Annotated in this window: 16 protein-coding genes and 1 pseudogene; 14 read left to right on the forward strand and 3 right to left on the reverse strand. The window is 60.8% G+C overall.

Features of this window, described 5'->3' with window-relative positions:
- The first annotated feature begins 1 nt into the window (after position 1).
- The 8 genes from PFLQ2_RS02015 to PFLQ2_RS01980 all read left to right on the forward strand — a co-directional run bounded on the left by PFLQ2_RS02015 (position 2) and on the right by PFLQ2_RS01980 (position 8,958).
- Complete coding sequence (locus tag PFLQ2_RS02015) at positions 2 to 697, forward strand: SPOR domain-containing protein (protein WP_003186635.1); 696 nt, start codon at positions 2 to 4, stop codon at positions 695 to 697.
- A 267-nt stretch (positions 698 to 964) separates the two neighbouring features.
- Positions 965 to 1,495, forward strand: a complete 531-nt coding sequence (hslV, locus tag PFLQ2_RS02010) for an ATP-dependent protease subunit HslV (protein ID WP_003186641.1) — start codon at positions 965 to 967, stop codon at positions 1,493 to 1,495.
- 50 nt (positions 1,496 to 1,545) lie between these two features.
- Positions 1,546 to 2,883 (forward strand): ATP-dependent protease ATPase subunit HslU, encoded by a 1,338-nt coding sequence (gene hslU / locus PFLQ2_RS02005; RefSeq protein ID WP_003186642.1) that lies wholly within the window; start codon positions 1,546 to 1,548, stop codon positions 2,881 to 2,883.
- Between the two features lie 169 nt (positions 2,884 to 3,052).
- On the forward strand, positions 3,053 to 3,430 hold the full coding sequence (locus tag PFLQ2_RS02000; protein ID WP_003186644.1) for a gamma-butyrobetaine hydroxylase-like domain-containing protein: 378 nt from the start codon (positions 3,053 to 3,055) through the stop codon (positions 3,428 to 3,430).
- A 276-nt stretch (positions 3,431 to 3,706) separates the two neighbouring features.
- Entirely contained in the window at positions 3,707 to 5,386 is a 1,680-nt protein-coding gene (gene phaC / locus PFLQ2_RS01995; RefSeq protein ID WP_003186646.1) for a class II poly(R)-hydroxyalkanoic acid synthase, read from the forward strand.
- 238 nt (positions 5,387 to 5,624) lie between these two features.
- Positions 5,625 to 6,482 carry a poly(3-hydroxyalkanoate) depolymerase gene (phaZ, locus tag PFLQ2_RS01990; protein ID WP_003186648.1) on the forward strand — a complete coding sequence of 286 codons (858 nt, stop codon included), beginning with the start codon at positions 5,625 to 5,627 and terminating at the stop codon, positions 6,480 to 6,482.
- Between the two features lie 112 nt (positions 6,483 to 6,594).
- Positions 6,595 to 8,277 (forward strand): class II poly(R)-hydroxyalkanoic acid synthase, encoded by a 1,683-nt coding sequence (gene phaC, locus PFLQ2_RS01985; protein WP_003186650.1) that lies wholly within the window; start codon positions 6,595 to 6,597, stop codon positions 8,275 to 8,277.
- Between the two features lie 60 nt (positions 8,278 to 8,337).
- Positions 8,338 to 8,958: a TetR/AcrR family transcriptional regulator gene (locus tag PFLQ2_RS01980; RefSeq protein WP_003186652.1), complete on the forward strand. Its 621-nt coding sequence runs from the start codon at positions 8,338 to 8,340 to the stop codon at positions 8,956 to 8,958.
- A 177-nt stretch (positions 8,959 to 9,135) separates the two neighbouring features.
- On the opposite strand, the gene PFLQ2_RS01975 is transcribed toward PFLQ2_RS01980, so the two are convergent.
- From PFLQ2_RS01975 to PFLQ2_RS01965, 3 genes are all read right to left on the reverse strand, one after another.
- Complete coding sequence (locus tag PFLQ2_RS01975) at positions 9,136 to 10,041, reverse strand: phasin family protein (RefSeq protein WP_003186654.1); 906 nt, start codon at positions 10,039 to 10,041, stop codon at positions 9,136 to 9,138.
- A 10-nt stretch (positions 10,042 to 10,051) separates the two neighbouring features.
- Complete coding sequence (locus PFLQ2_RS01970) at positions 10,052 to 10,474, reverse strand: phasin family protein (protein ID WP_003186656.1); 423 nt, start codon at positions 10,472 to 10,474, stop codon at positions 10,052 to 10,054.
- Positions 10,475 to 10,740: 266 nt separating this feature from the next.
- Positions 10,741 to 11,016, reverse strand: coding sequence for a polyhydroxyalkanoic acid system family protein (locus tag PFLQ2_RS01965; RefSeq protein ID WP_003186659.1), 276 nt, complete (start codon positions 11,014 to 11,016; stop codon positions 10,741 to 10,743).
- Between the two features lie 155 nt (positions 11,017 to 11,171).
- On the opposite strand from PFLQ2_RS01965, the gene ubiE reads away from it, so the two are divergent.
- The 6 genes and pseudogenes from ubiE to PFLQ2_RS01935 all read left to right on the forward strand — a co-directional run bounded on the left by ubiE (position 11,172) and on the right by PFLQ2_RS01935 (position 15,334).
- Entirely contained in the window at positions 11,172 to 11,942 is a 771-nt protein-coding gene (ubiE, locus tag PFLQ2_RS01960; protein ID WP_003186661.1) for a bifunctional demethylmenaquinone methyltransferase/2-methoxy-6-polyprenyl-1,4-benzoquinol methylase UbiE, read from the forward strand.
- Positions 11,942 to 12,566: pseudogene (locus PFLQ2_RS01955) on the forward strand (ubiquinone biosynthesis accessory factor UbiJ). The gene ubiE and the pseudogene PFLQ2_RS01955 overlap by 1 nt, the downstream one beginning before the upstream one ends.
- Entirely contained in the window at positions 12,563 to 14,167 is a 1,605-nt protein-coding gene (gene ubiB, locus PFLQ2_RS01950; protein ID WP_003186667.1) for a ubiquinone biosynthesis regulatory protein kinase UbiB, read from the forward strand. Before PFLQ2_RS01955 ends, ubiB begins: the two are co-directional and overlap by 4 nt.
- A 131-nt stretch (positions 14,168 to 14,298) precedes the next feature.
- Positions 14,299 to 14,697, forward strand: a complete 399-nt coding sequence (gene hisI / locus PFLQ2_RS01945) for a phosphoribosyl-AMP cyclohydrolase (RefSeq protein WP_003186669.1) — start codon at positions 14,299 to 14,301, stop codon at positions 14,695 to 14,697.
- A complete protein-coding gene (locus PFLQ2_RS01940) occupies positions 14,690 to 15,022 on the forward strand; it encodes a phosphoribosyl-ATP diphosphatase (RefSeq protein WP_003186671.1) in 333 nt (110 codons plus the stop codon). The genes hisI and PFLQ2_RS01940 overlap by 8 nt, the downstream gene beginning before the upstream one ends.
- Positions 15,023 to 15,046: 24 nt before the next feature.
- On the forward strand, positions 15,047 to 15,334 hold the full coding sequence (locus PFLQ2_RS01935) for a twin-arginine translocase TatA/TatE family subunit (RefSeq protein ID WP_003186674.1): 288 nt from the start codon (positions 15,047 to 15,049) through the stop codon (positions 15,332 to 15,334).

The following is a 15,334-nucleotide window of genomic DNA, read 5'->3' on the forward strand; positions in this document are numbered from 1 at the left end:
GTTGGCCGCCAAGAAAAAACCTGCACCCAAACGCGGCGCCAGTCGTTACCAGGCCCCGGCCAAGAAGCCGATTCCGGGCTGGTTGTGGATGGCCATCGGCCTGACCGTCGGCGCATTCATTGTGTTCCTGATGAAGCTCGACCCGGGCCAGGGCGATGACGTCAAGCGTGTCCGGCAAGAGCAACAGAAAGCCACGCGCATCGCCGAGGCGAACAAGACTCCGCCGAGCCCGACGCAACCGGTGAAGCCGAAGTACGACTTCTATACCTTGCTGCCGGAATCGGAAGTCATCGTGCCACCCGATGCGGTGCCGGAAAAAACCCTGCCGACCCCGCAAGTGCCCACCACGCCGGTGACGCCAGCCGAAGCGGCAAAAATCGACACCGCCCGCGCCCAGGCGGCGCTGGCCGGCATCACGCCGCCACCGGCTCCGCCAGTTCAGAAAGCCGCGCCGGTGACCAAGTTCTTCTTGCAGGCCGGCTCGTTCCGCAAGGAAGCTGATGCCGACAAGGTCCGGGCGCAGATCATTCTGCTGGGCCAGTCGGTGTCGGTGGAGTCAGGGACCGTGAAGGACGAAACCTGGTATCGGGTATTGGTGGGGCCGTTCAGTAACCGCGAGGAGCTGACCAAGGCCCAGAAACAACTGGCCGGCAGCGGCTTCAGCAACCTGTTGTTACAACAACGCCAGAGCCGCTGATTTCGCCAAGGACACCTGTGGCTGTGGGCTTTTGTGGCGAGGGAGCTTGCTCCCGCTGGGCTGCGCAGCAGCCCCAAAAGCTTGGGACCGCTACGCGCTCCAGCGGGAGCAAGCTCCCTCGCCACAGTGAATGCCTTTGCCACAAACTTGATCGACAACCCCGGGGCACCACTCGTCCCCTCTCCCACCCGGCAGTTGAAAAACCCCACGCCACCCCCATATGAGTTCCATCCGGGCATTTTCGCCCCGCTGCGTGGAGACTCTCCCTTGACCACCATCGTTTCAGTCCGCCGTCATGGCAAAGTCGTCATGGGCGGCGACGGCCAGGTTTCACTGGGCAACACCGTGATGAAAGGCAACGCGAAAAAAGTCCGTCGCCTGTACCACGGCCAGGTCATCGCCGGTTTCGCCGGGGCCACTGCCGACGCCTTCACCCTGTTCGAGCGTTTCGAAGGCCAGCTGGAAAAACACCAGGGTCACTTGGTCCGCGCCGCCGTTGAGCTGGCCAAGGAATGGCGCACCGATCGTTCATTGAGCCGCCTCGAAGCCATGCTCGCGGTCGCCAACAAGGACGCCTCCCTGATCATCACTGGCAACGGTGATGTCGTCGAGCCAGAAGACGGCCTGATCGCCATGGGTTCCGGCGGTGCCTACGCCCAGGCTGCGGCCAGCGCCCTGTTGAAAAAGACTGACCTGTCGGCCCGCGAAATCGTCGAGACAGCCTTGGGCATTGCCGGCGACATCTGCGTCTTCACCAACCACACCCAGACCATTGAGGAGCAGGATCTCGCGGAGTAAGCCGGCCACCTGCGCCACGGCTCATTCCCGCTCGAGAACCGCCAATTATTATGTCCATGACTCCCCGCGAAATCGTCCACGAACTCAACCGTCATATCATCGGCCAGGACGATGCCAAGCGCGCCGTCGCCATTGCCCTGCGTAATCGCTGGCGCCGGATGCAGCTGCCTGAAGAGCTGCGCGTCGAAGTGACGCCCAAGAACATCCTGATGATCGGCCCGACCGGTGTCGGTAAAACCGAGATCGCCCGTCGCCTGGCCAAGCTCGCCAATGCGCCGTTCATCAAGGTCGAAGCCACCAAGTTCACCGAAGTTGGCTACGTCGGTCGCGACGTCGAGTCGATCATTCGTGACTTGGCCGATGCCGCCATCAAACTGCTGCGCGAGCAGGAAATCACCAAAGTCCGTCATCGTGCAGAAGACGCCGCCGAGGAACGCATCCTCGACGCCCTGCTGCCGCCGGCGCGCATGGGCTTCAACGCCGACGCCGCCGCGACGCAGGATTCCAACACTCGCCAGCTGTTCCGCAAGCGCCTGCGTGAAGGTCAGCTGGACGACAAGGAAATCGAGATCGAAGTGACCGAGATGGCCGGCGTCGACATTTCCGCGCCGCCGGGCATGGAGGAGATGACCAATCAGTTGCAGAGCCTGTTCGCCAACATGGGCAAGGGCAAGAAAAAAAGCCGCAAGCTCAAGGTCAAGGAAGCGCTGAAACTGGTGCGCGATGAAGAAGCCAGCCGCCTGGTCAACGAAGAAGAATTGAAGGCCAAGGCCCTGGAAGCGGTCGAGCAGCATGGCATCGTGTTCATCGATGAAATCGACAAGGTCGCCAAGCGCGGCAATGTCGGCGGCGCCGACGTGTCCCGCGAAGGCGTGCAACGCGACCTGCTGCCGCTGATCGAAGGCTGCACGGTCAACACCAAGCTGGGCATGGTCAAGACCGACCATATCCTGTTCATCGCCTCCGGCGCGTTCCACCTGAGCAAGCCAAGCGACCTGGTGCCGGAACTGCAAGGCCGCCTGCCGATCCGTGTCGAGCTCAAGGCCCTGACGCCGGAAGACTTCGAACGCATCCTGAGCGAACCCCATGCGTCGCTGACCGAACAGTACTGCGCACTGCTCAAGACCGAAGGCCTGAACATCGAGTTCACGCCAGAAGGCATCAAGCGCGTGGCGCAGATTGCCTGGCAGGTCAACGAGAAGACCGAAAACATCGGTGCCCGTCGTCTGCACACGCTGCTCGAACGCCTGCTTGAGGAAGTGTCGTTCAGCGCCGGCGACCTGGCCAGCGCCCACGACGAAGCGCCGATCCGCATCGACGCCGAGTACGTCAACAGCCACCTGGGTGAGTTGGCGCAGAACGAGGACCTGTCGCGCTATATCCTGTAACCCAGCATTACAGGCGAACGCGGACCTGTGGGAGCGGGCTTGCTCGCGAATGCGATGTATCAGTCAATATTGCAGTGACTGACACGCCGCATTCGCGAGCAAGCCCGCTCCCACATCTGTCGGTGTCGTTTAATAGATCAAGGCTCCCTTCATATACGGATCCAAAGCCATGACCAAACTCCCCACCGCCATCAACCTGCACAAAGCCTCCAAGACCCTGACGCTCAAATACGCGCCAGACGAGGAGTACCACCTGCCCGCCGAATTCCTGCGGGTGCATTCGCCTTCCGCCGAAGTCCAGGGTCACGGCAAGCCCATCCTTCAATATGGCAAGCTCAACGTCGGCCTGAGCAAGGTTGAACCCGCCGGCCAGTACGCACTGAAATTGACCTTCGACGACGGTCATGACAGCGGACTGTTCACTTGGGATTACCTCTATCAATTGGCCGTGCGCCAGCAAGACCTGTGGAACGATTATCTCGCCGAACTCAAGGCCGCCGGAAAAACCCGCGACCCGGACCAGTCCGTCGTCAAACTGATGCTCTAACTCAAGGGCTGGCGCTTTAGGGCGAATTTTCTAGACTCATCTGCTTGAATGCCCGCGCAGCAACGTCAATGACTGGCCTGCTTGCGAAATAAATCAAACTCGGGTAACCAATGGAGCTGGCAAGGTCCCTGCAAAGGAACCGGCGAGTTCTGGCACACGTTTCCTCATTGGCCCTCGATGCGGAATTAATGGTCACCCGAGCAGCGTATCCGGTATTGGCTGTGGGCTTTACGGCACGGTCCGGGTACTCGTCTGAAGGACAATGGAGCGTCGTAGATGAGCAACAAGAACAACGATGACCTGAAGTACCAGGCCTCGGAAAACACCTTGGGGTTGAATCCTGTCGTCGGCTTGCGCAGGAAAGACCTGCTGGCTTCAGCCCGTATGGTGCTGACCCAGGCCATCAAGCAACCGCTGCACAGCGTCAAGCACGTCACCCATTTCGGCATCGAACTCAAGAACGTGCTGTTTGGCAGATCCGAGCTGCAACCGGCCAGCGATGACCGCCGCTTCGCCGACCCGGCGTGGAGCCAGAACCCACTCTACAAGCGCTACCTGCAAACCTACCTGGCGTGGCGCAAGGAGCTGCATGCCTGGATCGATGACAGCAGCCTTTCGCCCCAGGACATCAGCCGCGGGCACTTCGTGATCAACCTGATGACCGAAGCCATGGCCCCGACGAACTCGGCGGCCAACCCGGCAGCGGTCAAGCGCTTCTTCGAAACCGGCGGCAAAAGCCTACTGGACGGCCTGTCTCACTTGGCCAAGGACCTGGTGCACAACGGCGGGATGCCGAGCCAGGTCAACATGGGCGCATTCGAAGTCGGCAAGAGCCTGGGCGTGACCGAAGGCGCCGTGGTGTTTCGCAACGATGTGCTGGAGCTGATCCAGTATCGGCCCATCACCGAACAGGTCCACGAGCGGCCGTTGCTGGTGGTGCCGCCACAGATCAACAAGTTCTACGTGTTCGACCTGAGCCCCGACAAGAGCCTGGCGCGCTTCTGCCTGCGCAGCAACGTGCAGACGTTCATCGTCAGTTGGCGCAACCCCACCAAGGAACAGCGCGAATGGGGCCTGTCGACCTACATCGAGGCGCTCAAGGAAGCGGTGGACGTGGTCACCGCCATCACGGGCAGCAAGGACGTGAACATGCTCGGCGCCTGCTCGGGTGGCATCACCTGCACTGCGCTGCTGGGCCACTACGCCGCCCTCGGCGAAAAAAAGGTCAATGCCCTGACCTTGCTGGTGAGCGTACTCGATACCACCTTGGATACCGACGTGGCGCTGTTCGTCGATGAGCAGACCCTGGAAGCGGCCAAGCGCCATTCCTACCAGGCCGGCGTGCTCGAAGGCCGGGACATGGCCAAGGTCTTCGCCTGGATGCGCCCCAACGACCTGATCTGGAACTACTGGGTCAATAATTACCTGCTGGGTAACGAGCCGCCGGTGTTCGACATCCTGTTCTGGAACAACGACACCACAAGGCTGCCGGCGGCGTTCCACGGCGACCTCATCGAAATGTTCAAGAACAACCCATTGATCCGGCCCAATGCACTGGAAGTGTGCGGCACGCCGATCGACCTCAAGCAGGTCACCGCCGATATCTTTTCCCTGGCCGGTACCAACGACCACATCACTCCATGGAAGTCCTGCTACAAGTCGGCGCAGCTGTTCGGCGGAAAAGTGGAGTTCGTGCTGTCGAGCAGCGGTCACATCCAGAGCATCCTCAACCCGCCGGGCAACCCCAAGTCACGCTATATGACCAGCGATGACATGCCGGCCAAGGCCGAGGACTGGCAGGAAAACTCCACCAAGCACACCGATTCATGGTGGCTGCACTGGCAGGCCTGGCAAGCCGAGCGCTCGGGCAAACTCAAGAAAGCCCCTACGGTATTGGGCAACAAGGCGTATCCGGCGGGTGAAGCGGCGCCGGGCACTTATGTGCATGAGCGGTAACGGATGCAACTCGTCTGCTGCGGGGATGGGCTTGCTCACGAATACATCCCGCCAGCCGACATTTATTTTTGAATGCAAGGCCGTCTTCGCGAGCAAGCCCGCTCCCACATTGGTTTTGCTGCGAACATGTGTTTGGAGTTCGCAACCGATCAAGTGTGGGAGCGGGCTTGCTCGCGAAGGTCGCGACTCGGTCCGACAGACCGAACACACCCGAGACATGACCCACAGGGCTTGAAGCATGCCGCAACCGTACATTTTTCGTACCGTCGATCTGGATGGCCAGACCTTGCGCACCGCGGTACGTCCCGGCAAGCCTCACTTGACGCCCCTGCTGATTTTCAACGGCATCGGCGCCAACCTGGAACTGGTCTTCCCGTTCATCCAGGCGCTGGATCCGGACCTGGAAGTCATCGCCTTCGATGTGCCCGGTGTCGGCGGTTCATCGACGCCCAACCGGCCGTATCGTTTTCCCGGCCTGGCGAAACTCACCGCGCGGATGCTCGATTACCTCGACTACGGGCAGGTCAATGTCATCGGCGTGTCCTGGGGCGGCGCGCTGGCCCAGCAGTTCGCCTACGACTATCCGGAGCGCTGCAAGAAGCTGGTGCTGGCCGCCACTGCCGCCGGCGCGGTGATGGTGCCGGGCAAGCCGAAAGTGTTGTGGATGATGGCCAGCCCCCGGCGCTACGTCCAGCCGTCCCACGTGATGCGCATCGCCCCGCTGATCTATGGCGGCTCGTTCCGTCGCGATCCAAGCCTGGCGGCCAGCCATGCGGCCAAGGTTCGTTCGGCGGGCAAGCTCGGTTACTACTGGCAGTTGTTCGCCGGCCTGGGCTGGACCAGCATCCATTGGCTGCACAAGATCCACCAGCCGACCCTGGTGCTGGCTGGCGACGACGACCCGCTGATCCCGCTGATCAACATGCGCATGCTGGCCTGGCGCATCCCCAATGCCCAACTGCACATCATCGATGACGGCCATTTGTTCCTGATCACTCGGGCCGAGGCCGTGGCACCGATCATCATGAAATTCCTCGAGGAAGAACGTCAGCGCGCCGTGATGCACCCGCATCCTTCGCCGCTGGGTGGCGGCTGACACCGCCCGTTAGCGCCTGGCAGGACGCCGGATCGCGCAGCGACCCGAAACAGCGACTATGTTGTCTGGTTCGGTGTGTTTGTTTTTAGCCTGATGACGAAGGAGTTGACTCATGCGCGACAAACCGGCGAAGGGTTCCATTTCCGCCCCTGCCAGCTTCATCAATGTCCAGAGTGCGGTTACCGGCCTGCGTGGGAGAGACTTGCTGTCGACGCTGCACAGTGTGGTCGCACAGGGTTTGCGCAACCCGGTGCACAGTGCCCGGCACGCGTTGAAGCTGGGCGGACAGCTGGGCCGGGTGCTGCTGGGCGAAACCCTGCACCCCACCAACCCCAACGACCAGCGATTCGCCGATCCCACCTGGCAGCTCAACCCGTTCTACCGGCGCAGCCTGCAAGCGTACCTGAGCTGGCAGAAGCAGGTCAGGAGCTGGATCGACGAAAGCACCCTGAGCGAGGACGATCGAGCCCGCGCCCACTTCGTCTTCGCCCTGCTCAACGATGCCGTATCGCCCTCCAATACCTTGCTCAACCCGCTGGCCGTCAAGGAGCTGTTCAACTCCGGCGGCACCAGCCTGATTCGCGGCATCAGCCACCTGGTAGATGACCTGCTGCACAACGATGGACTGCCGCGGCAGATCACCCCCCACGCTTTTGAAGTCGGCAAGACCCTGGCGACCACACCTGGTGCCGTGGTGTTTCGCAACGAATTGCTCGAGCTGATCCAATACCGGCCCATGAGCGAAAAGCAGTACGCCAAGCCACTGCTGATCGTGCCGCCGCAGATCAACAAGTTCTATATCTTCGACCTGAGCCCCTCCAACAGCTTCGTCCAGTACGCCCTGAAAAACGGCCTGCAGGTTTTCATCATCAGCTGGCGCAACCCTGACGTACGCCACCGTGAATGGGGCTTGTCCAGCTACGTCGAGGCCACGGAAGAAGCCATGAACGTCTGCCGGGCGATCACCGGCGCCCGGGAAGTCAACCTGATGGGCGCTTGTGCCGGCGGCATGACCATCGCCGCCCTGCAAGGCCATCTTCAAGCCAAGCGCCAGTTGCGCCGGGTCGCCAGCGCCACCTACCTGGTGAGCCTGCTGGACTGCCAGATCGACAGCCCGGCGACGCTGTTCATCGACGAACAGACCCTGGAAGCGGCCAAGCGCCGCTCCTATCAAAAAGGGGTCCTCGATGGTCGCGACATGGCTCGGGTATTCGCCTGGATGCGCCCCAACGATCTGATCTGGACTTACTTCATCAACAACTACCTGCTGGGCAAGGAGCCGCCGGCCTTCGACATCCTTTACTGGAACAACGACTGCACCCGGCTTCCAGCCGCCTATCACGGCGACCTGCTGGACTTCTTCAAGCACAACCCGCTGACCCATCCTGGCGGCCTGGAAGTGTGCGGCACGCCAATCGACCTGCAGAAAGTGACCGTGGACAGCTTCAGCGTGGGCGGCATCAATGACCACATCACGCCGTGGGACGCGGTGTATCGCTCGACCCTGCTGCTGGGCGGCGAAAAACGCTTCGTGCTGTCCAACAGCGGTCATGTGCAGAGCATCCTCAACCCGCCGGGCAACCCCAAGGCCAACTTCATCGAAAGCCCCAAGCTAAGCAGCGACCCGCGCGCCTGGTACTACGACGCCAAGCACACCGAGGGCAGTTGGTGGACCCAATGGCTGGAGTGGATCCAGGCACGCTCTGGCGCCCAGCACGAAACGCTGATGACCCTGGGCAATGCGAATTACCCGCCCCTGGAAGCCGCTCCCGGAACCTATGTTCGCGTGCGCTGAACACCTCATTCCACGGTCAGGCTGTTGGCCGTGGCACGACTCGATCATTAAGAAGACCGGATGAAAACCCGCGACCGCATCCTTGTATGTGCCCTGCAGTTGTTCAATGAAAAGGGCGAACCGAACGTTTCCACCCTGGAAGTTGCCAATGAAATGGGGATCAGCCCTGGCAACCTCTATTACCACTTTCACGGCAAGGAGCCGCTGGTCCTCGGCCTGTTCGAGCGTTTCCAGGCCGAACTGGCACCGCTGCTGGACCCTCCCGCAAACGTGCAGTTGGCGCCGGAAGACTACTGGCTGTTCCTGCACCTGATCGTCGAACGCCTGGCCCAATACCGGTTCCTGTTCCAGGACCTGTCGAACCTGGCCGGGCGCCTGCCGAAGCTGGCCAAGGGCATCCGCCAATTGCTCAATGCCCTGAAACGAACCCTCGCTTCACTGCTGGCGCAGCTCAAGGCCCAGGGCATGCTGGTCAGCGACACCCAGGCGCTGGGGCAGTTGGTGGAGCAGATCACCCTGACGTTGCTGTTCTCGCTGGACTATCAACGGATCCTCGGTCGCGAAGGCGAGGTTCGGCTGGTGGTCTATCAGGTCATGATGCTGGTGGCCCCGCATTTGCCGCCCGCGACCAAGGTGGCGACCGAGCAGTTGGCGTTGCGGTATCTGGAAGAACACGAATAACGACCTGTGGGAGCGGGCTTGCTCGCGAATGCGGTGGGTCAGTCAATATCACTATTGAATGACCCACCGCATTCGCGAGCAAGCCCGCTCCCACATGGATATGTGACGCCTTGAGATATCCCTCAAACAAAAACGCCTGACCTTCACAGGCCGGGCGTTTTTGCGTGTCCTGCTGTATCAGGACTGGGTGCTTGGCGTCGATGGAGCCGGCGCGATAGTCGGGGTGGCCACTGGGGTCGGAGCCGAGGCGGAGTTCGCTGTGCTCGTCGGAGTAGCCGGTTTGGCGGCCGCGGTCGGCGCCTTGGGGGCGGCAGTTTTCGGTGCGGCCGCTTTTTTCACGGCAGGCTTTTTCGCTGCGGCGGGTTTGGCCGCTGCCTTTGCCGCAGGTTTGGCGGCGGGCTTAGCGGCGGGTTTAGCAGCCGGTTTGGCCGCTGCGGTTTTAGCAGCGGGTTTGGCGGCAGGCTTGGCTGCTGCTTTGACCGCTGGCTTGGCCGCTACCGGTTTGGCTGCTGCCTTGGCTGCAGGCTTGGCCGCTGCGGTTTTAGCCGCTGGCTTGGCCGCCGCTTTTGCCGCGGGCTTGGCGACGGTTTTTGCCGCAGCCTTGACCAATGGCTTGGCCGCCTTGGTGGCCGGTTTAGCCGCTGCAGTCTTGCTGGCCACCGGTGCGACTTTCGCCCCGGTAAGCTTTTCGATTTGCTTGGTCAGGGTATCGACCTTGCTGTGCAGCGCCTTCACTTCGTTACGGCTCGGCACGCCCAGGCGAGAGATCGCACTGTTCAGGCGCTTGTCGAAAGCCCCTTCCAGTTCACTCCACTTGACCAATGCCTGATCCTTCACACCGCCGATTCGCGACTTGGCGGACTCGGCAGAGCCCTTGGCGGCATCGACTTGTTTGCCAACTGCTGTCTTGGTGAGTTTTTCGGCTTTTTCGCCGTCCTTTACCAGGGACTCGAAGAGCTTGTTGCCGTCAGTGTCGATCTTCGAGTACACGCCTAAACCGGCAAGCCAGATTTTGCGGGAATATTTTTCAATCTTCCCGGCCCACGAGCTGCCTTCTTTTTCGGTGATTTTTTTACCAGCCATCCCGTTCTCCTTAATGTTTACGCGCGACACGTTCGAGCAATGCTGTCAGCTCATCGAGCTTAGCAGAGAGTGTCTCAACGTCATGTTTAGACGGAATGCCGATACGATTCAAGGCACTTGCAACACGGGCATCAAATACTTTCTCGACCTTATCGAGTTGTACTTCAACCCGAGCCTTGAAAGTACTGACATCGGTCTTGGCTTCAATCAATTCGCTGTTGGCCGCTTCAAGTTTTCCGGCAATCTTCTTTTTACCTTTGGTTTCAACAACTTCGCCGGCTTTTACCAACTCCTGGAAATACCCGCTGCCTTCCTGGCCGACCTTGGTGTAGGCGCCCAGGCCAGCCAGCCAGATCTTGCGCGCGTACGTTTTCACGTCGCCCAGCGTGGAAGATTCAACGTCGGTTTTTTTCTTCAGAATAACTTTGGCCATGGTGCACCTCACTGGAAGACAGGTTTGAGGAACTGCCCGCACATGGACGGGCTCAGGCACAAAGTAGTGACAATAATTAGAAAGGGCACCCTAACAACTGATACACATCCTGAGGGTGACAGACTTCATGTGGGAGCGGGCTTGCTCGCGAATGCGGTGGACCACTCACTATTGATGTCGACGGATCCACCGCTTTCGCGAGCAAGCTCGCTCCCACAGAGGTTGGTGGTGAACTTTAATTCTGCATTCGCCGCCCTTCCGATAAATCAGGCCAACGCTTTATCCAGCGCCTTCTCGATTTCCGCCTTGATCGTGCCGCTCATGGCTGACATCAACAGGCCCAGTTCCACATCGACGCGGATCGAGTCTTCGCCCACGTGCACTTCGCCCTTGACCCCGGAACGCTTGAGTTTCAAGGTGTCGCCCGCCCACTGCGGCTCCAGGCCATAGCTGTCGGACAGCTTCTGTGCCAGCTTGTCGGCTTTCTCTCGTGCCACTTCCTTGCCCAGGCCATGGGCACGTTCAACCGTTATACGGGCCATCGGGTGACTCCTGTTTGATCGGGACTTGCCGGTACGTTTCGGACACTGGCTGCGTCAAAACGTCCCGGCGGTAGCCCATCTTACCTTCAGCCTTGCCAAGACAAAGCCCTCTACCGGGATTAGAATGTCCCGCATTCTTTTTTGGTGACCGCGATATGACTGATCAGCGCAAAGGCAGCGATGCCGAACCCACCACTCACTTCGGCTTCAAGAACGTGCCGGAAAGCCAGAAGGCGGAAAAAGTCGCTGAGGTTTTCCACTCGGTAGCCGCCAAGTATGACCTGATGAACGACCTGCTCTCCGGTGGCATGCACCGCCTGTGGAAGCGTTTCGCGATCGAACTGTCAGGCGTGCGCAGCGGCAATCGCGTACTGGACATCGCTGGCGGCACGGGCGACTTGACCAAGAAGTTCTCCCACATCGTCGGGCCGACCGGCCAGGTGGTGCTCGCCGATATCAACGAATCCATGCTCAAGGTCGGTCGCGATCGCCTGCTGGATCTCGGTGTGGCCGGCAACGTCGAGTTCGTCCAGGCCGACGCTGAAAAACTGCCGTTCCCCGATAACCACTTCGACTGCGTGACCATCGCCTTCGGCCTGCGCAACGTCACCCACAAGGAAGACGCCCTGCGCTCGATGCTGCGGGTGCTCAAGCCCGGTGGCCGCCTGCTGGTGCTGGAGTTCTCCAAGCCGACCAACGCGCTGATGTCCAAGGCCTACGACGCCTACTCGTTCGCCTTCATGCCGCTGATGGGCAAGCTGATCACCAACGACTCGGAAAGCTATCGCTACCTGGCCGAATCGATCCGCATGCACCCGAACCAGGAGACGCTGAAGTCGATGATGGTCGACGCCGGTTTCGACCGGGTGACCTACCACAACATGACCGCAGGCATCGTCGCCCTGCACCGCGGCATCAAGCCCTGATGCTGCTCACCGGCCTGCTCGCCAGCGTGGAACTCGGTATCAACCGCGTGCTGCGCCTGGACGGCACGGCGCTCCCGCGCCTGGCGCACTTGAGCGGCAAGGTGATCGCCGTCGATTGTCGCAGCCCGGCGTTGCGTCTGTTCATCCTGCCCAGCGACGAAGGCCTGATGCTCGCCGCGCACTGGGAGGCCGATGCGGACTGCACCCTGCGCGCCCCGGCGTCGAGCCTGCTGAACCTGGCCCTGAACAAGGACAAGACCGCGGTGCTGCACAGCCCCGAGGTGGCGCTGGACGGCGACAGCGGCGTGCTGCTGGAACTGGCAGCCATTCTCCAGGACCTGGAGCTGGACTGGGAATATGAAGTGTCGCGCTGGCTCGGTCCGGTGGCCACCCAGTTGCTCAGCGGCCACCTGCGCAGCCGCACCCGCTGGTACCGCCAAGGGTTCGCCAGCCTGGGACAGAATCTGAGTGAATACCTGGCCGAAGAATCGCGTACTCTCGTAGGCCAACGCGAAGCCGAAGCCCGCTTCAATGAACTGGACCAGATCAAACTCGACCTGGAACGTCTCGAGGCGCGTTTCGAGCGCCTTTCCCGATCCCTTGAAACCAAGCGATAACGCATGAAGCTGCTTGCCGTCCGCCGTTTGTTGCGCATCCAGCGCGTCGTGATCCGTTACCGCCTCGATGACTTGCTGTTCGCCCTGCCTTTGCCCTGGTTTCTGCTGGCACTGCGCTTCGTATTGCCGTGGCGCTGGTTTCCCCGCCGCACGCTGGACCTGAGTCGCGGCGCGCGCCTGCGTCTGGCCTTGCAGGACCTGGGCCCCATTTTCATCAAGTTCGGGCAGATCCTCTCGACCCGTCGCGACCTGCTGCCCGAAGACATCGCCGATGAATTGATGCTGCTCCAGGACCGCGTGCCGCCCTTCGACTCCAAGCTGTCCGTGGCGTTGATCGAAGCGCAACTGGGCAAGAAAATCAGCGAAGTCTTCAGCCGTTTCGATGTCGAGCCGCTGGCTTCGGCCTCCGTGGCCCAGGTTCACGCCGCGCAACTGAAAAGCGGCGAAGAAGTGGTGGTCAAGGTCATCCGCCCGGGCCTCAAGCCGATCATTGCCCAGGACCTCGCCTGGCTGTTCATCCTCGCCCGCGCAGCCGAGCGATTGTCCGCCGATGCACGCCTTCTGCACCCGGTGGATGTGGTCCAGGACTACGAAAAAACCATCTACGACGAGCTCGATCTGCTGCGCGAGGCCGCCAACGCCAGCCAGTTGCGCCGCAACTTCGAAGGCTCGCCGCTGCTCTATGTGCCGCAAGTCTATTGGGACTGGTGCCGCCCGAAAGTGCTGGTGATGGAGCGCATCTACGGCATCCAGGTCACCGACCTGGCGACCCTGGCCGACCAGCGCACCGACATGAAAATGCTCGCCGAGCGCGGTGTGGAGATCTTCTTCACCCAGGTATTCCGCGACAGTTTCTTCCATGCCGACATGCACCCGGGCAACATTTTCGTCAGCACCGTGCAGCCGTGGAGCCCGCAGTACATCGCCATCGACTGCGGCATCGTCGGCAGCCTGACCCCGGAGGACCAGGATTACCTGGCCCGCAACCTGTTCGCCTTTTTCAAGCGCGACTACCGTCGTGTGGCACAGCTGCACATCGATTCGGGCTGGGTACCGGCAGAGACCAAGCTCAACGAATTCGAAGCGGCGATCCGTACTGTGTGCGAACCGATCTTCGAAAAACCGTTAAAGGATATTTCCTTCGGTCAGGTGCTGATGCGCCTGTTCCAGACCGCCCGGCGCTTCAACATGGAAGTCCAGCCGCAATTGGTGCTGTTGCAGAAAACCCTGTTGAATATCGAAGGCCTGGGTCGCCAGCTATACCCGGACCTGGACCTGTGGAACACCGCGCAGCCCTTCCTCGAACGCTGGATGCGCGAACGCGTCAGCCCACGCACCTTGCTAGGCAATGTGCAGAGCCAGTTCGAGCAGATTCCGCACCTGGCCAACATGACCCGCGACCTGCTCGAACGCATGTCCCAGCCCCACGCCCACGACCCGGCACCGCCCTGGCATCGACGCAAGGATGATTGGATCCTGCGCCTGCTTGGCGCGGCTCACCTGGGCGGCGGCGCGGTGTTGGCGACTGGCGGGCCGTTGAGCCAATTGGGCCACTGGCCGGCCGGTGTCATGATTGTGGTGGGTTTGTATCTGGTCGTTCGCCGATAGCACGAATCAGTTGCAAGCGATAAGCTGCAAGCCGCAAGTTCATGGGTTGAACCTACCAACGCAGCACGACACAGAATTGTTTTTACTTGCAGCTTGAAGCTTAAAGCTTGCCGCTGCCGTCAGGACTCAAGATGAAAAACTGGCAGGACGAGATCAAATGGGACGCTGACGGCCTGGTGCCGGCCATCGCCCAGGATCACAAGACCGGGCGCGTATTGATGATGGCCTGGATGAACCGCGAAGCGCTGGCCCTGACCGCCGCCGAGAACCGCGCCATCTATTGGTCACGTTCCCGTGGCAAGCTATGGCGCAAAGGTGAAGAGTCCGGGCATGTGCAGCATCTGCATGAGATGCGCCTGGATTGCGACGGCGACGTCATCATCCTGATGGTCGAACAAGTCGGTGAGATTGCTTGCCACACGGGCCGTCAAAGCTGCTTCTATCGCGTCTTCGAAAACGGTGACTGGAAAACCGTCGACCCGGTGCTCAAGGACCCGCACGCCATTTATTCAGGACATTCCCATGAGTGACACCCTGACCCGCCTGGCCCAGGTGCTGGAAGAGCGCAAGGGCGCCGCCGCCGACAGCTCCTATGTCGCCAGCCTGTACCACAAGGGTTTGAACAAGATTCTGGAAAAAGTCGGCGAAGAGTCCGTCGAGACCATCATCGCCGCCAAGGACGCCGCCATCAGCGGCGATTGCAGCGACGTGATCTACGAGACCGCCGACCTGTGGTTCCACAGCCTGGTCATGCTCGCCCAACTGGGGCAGCATCCGCAGGCCGTACTGGATGAACTGGACCGTCGTTTCGGTCTGTCCGGGCATGTCGAGAAAGCCTCACGCCCGTCCGCCTGATCAACTTTTGAGAGGAATAGCCCCATGGGTATTTTTGACTGGAAACACTGGATCGTCATCCTGGTAGTCGTGGTCCTGGTGTTCGGCACCAAGAAACTGAAAAACCTCGGCACCGATGTCGGCGAGTCGATCAAGGGCTTTCGCAAGGCTATGAACGATGATGAAAAACCGGCCGACCCGGCGACAACCCAGGCTCAGCCCGTACAACCGGCCCAACCGGTACACCCACAGGCCACCCAGCCGGTGAACGCGCCGAACACCATCGACGTGCAGGCCCAGAAAGTCGAAGAGCCAATCCGCAAAGACTCGTGA

The organism is Pseudomonas fluorescens Q2-87, assembly GCF_000281895.1.
Lineage (GTDB): Bacteria > Pseudomonadota > Gammaproteobacteria > Pseudomonadales > Pseudomonadaceae > Aquipseudomonas > Aquipseudomonas fluorescens_S.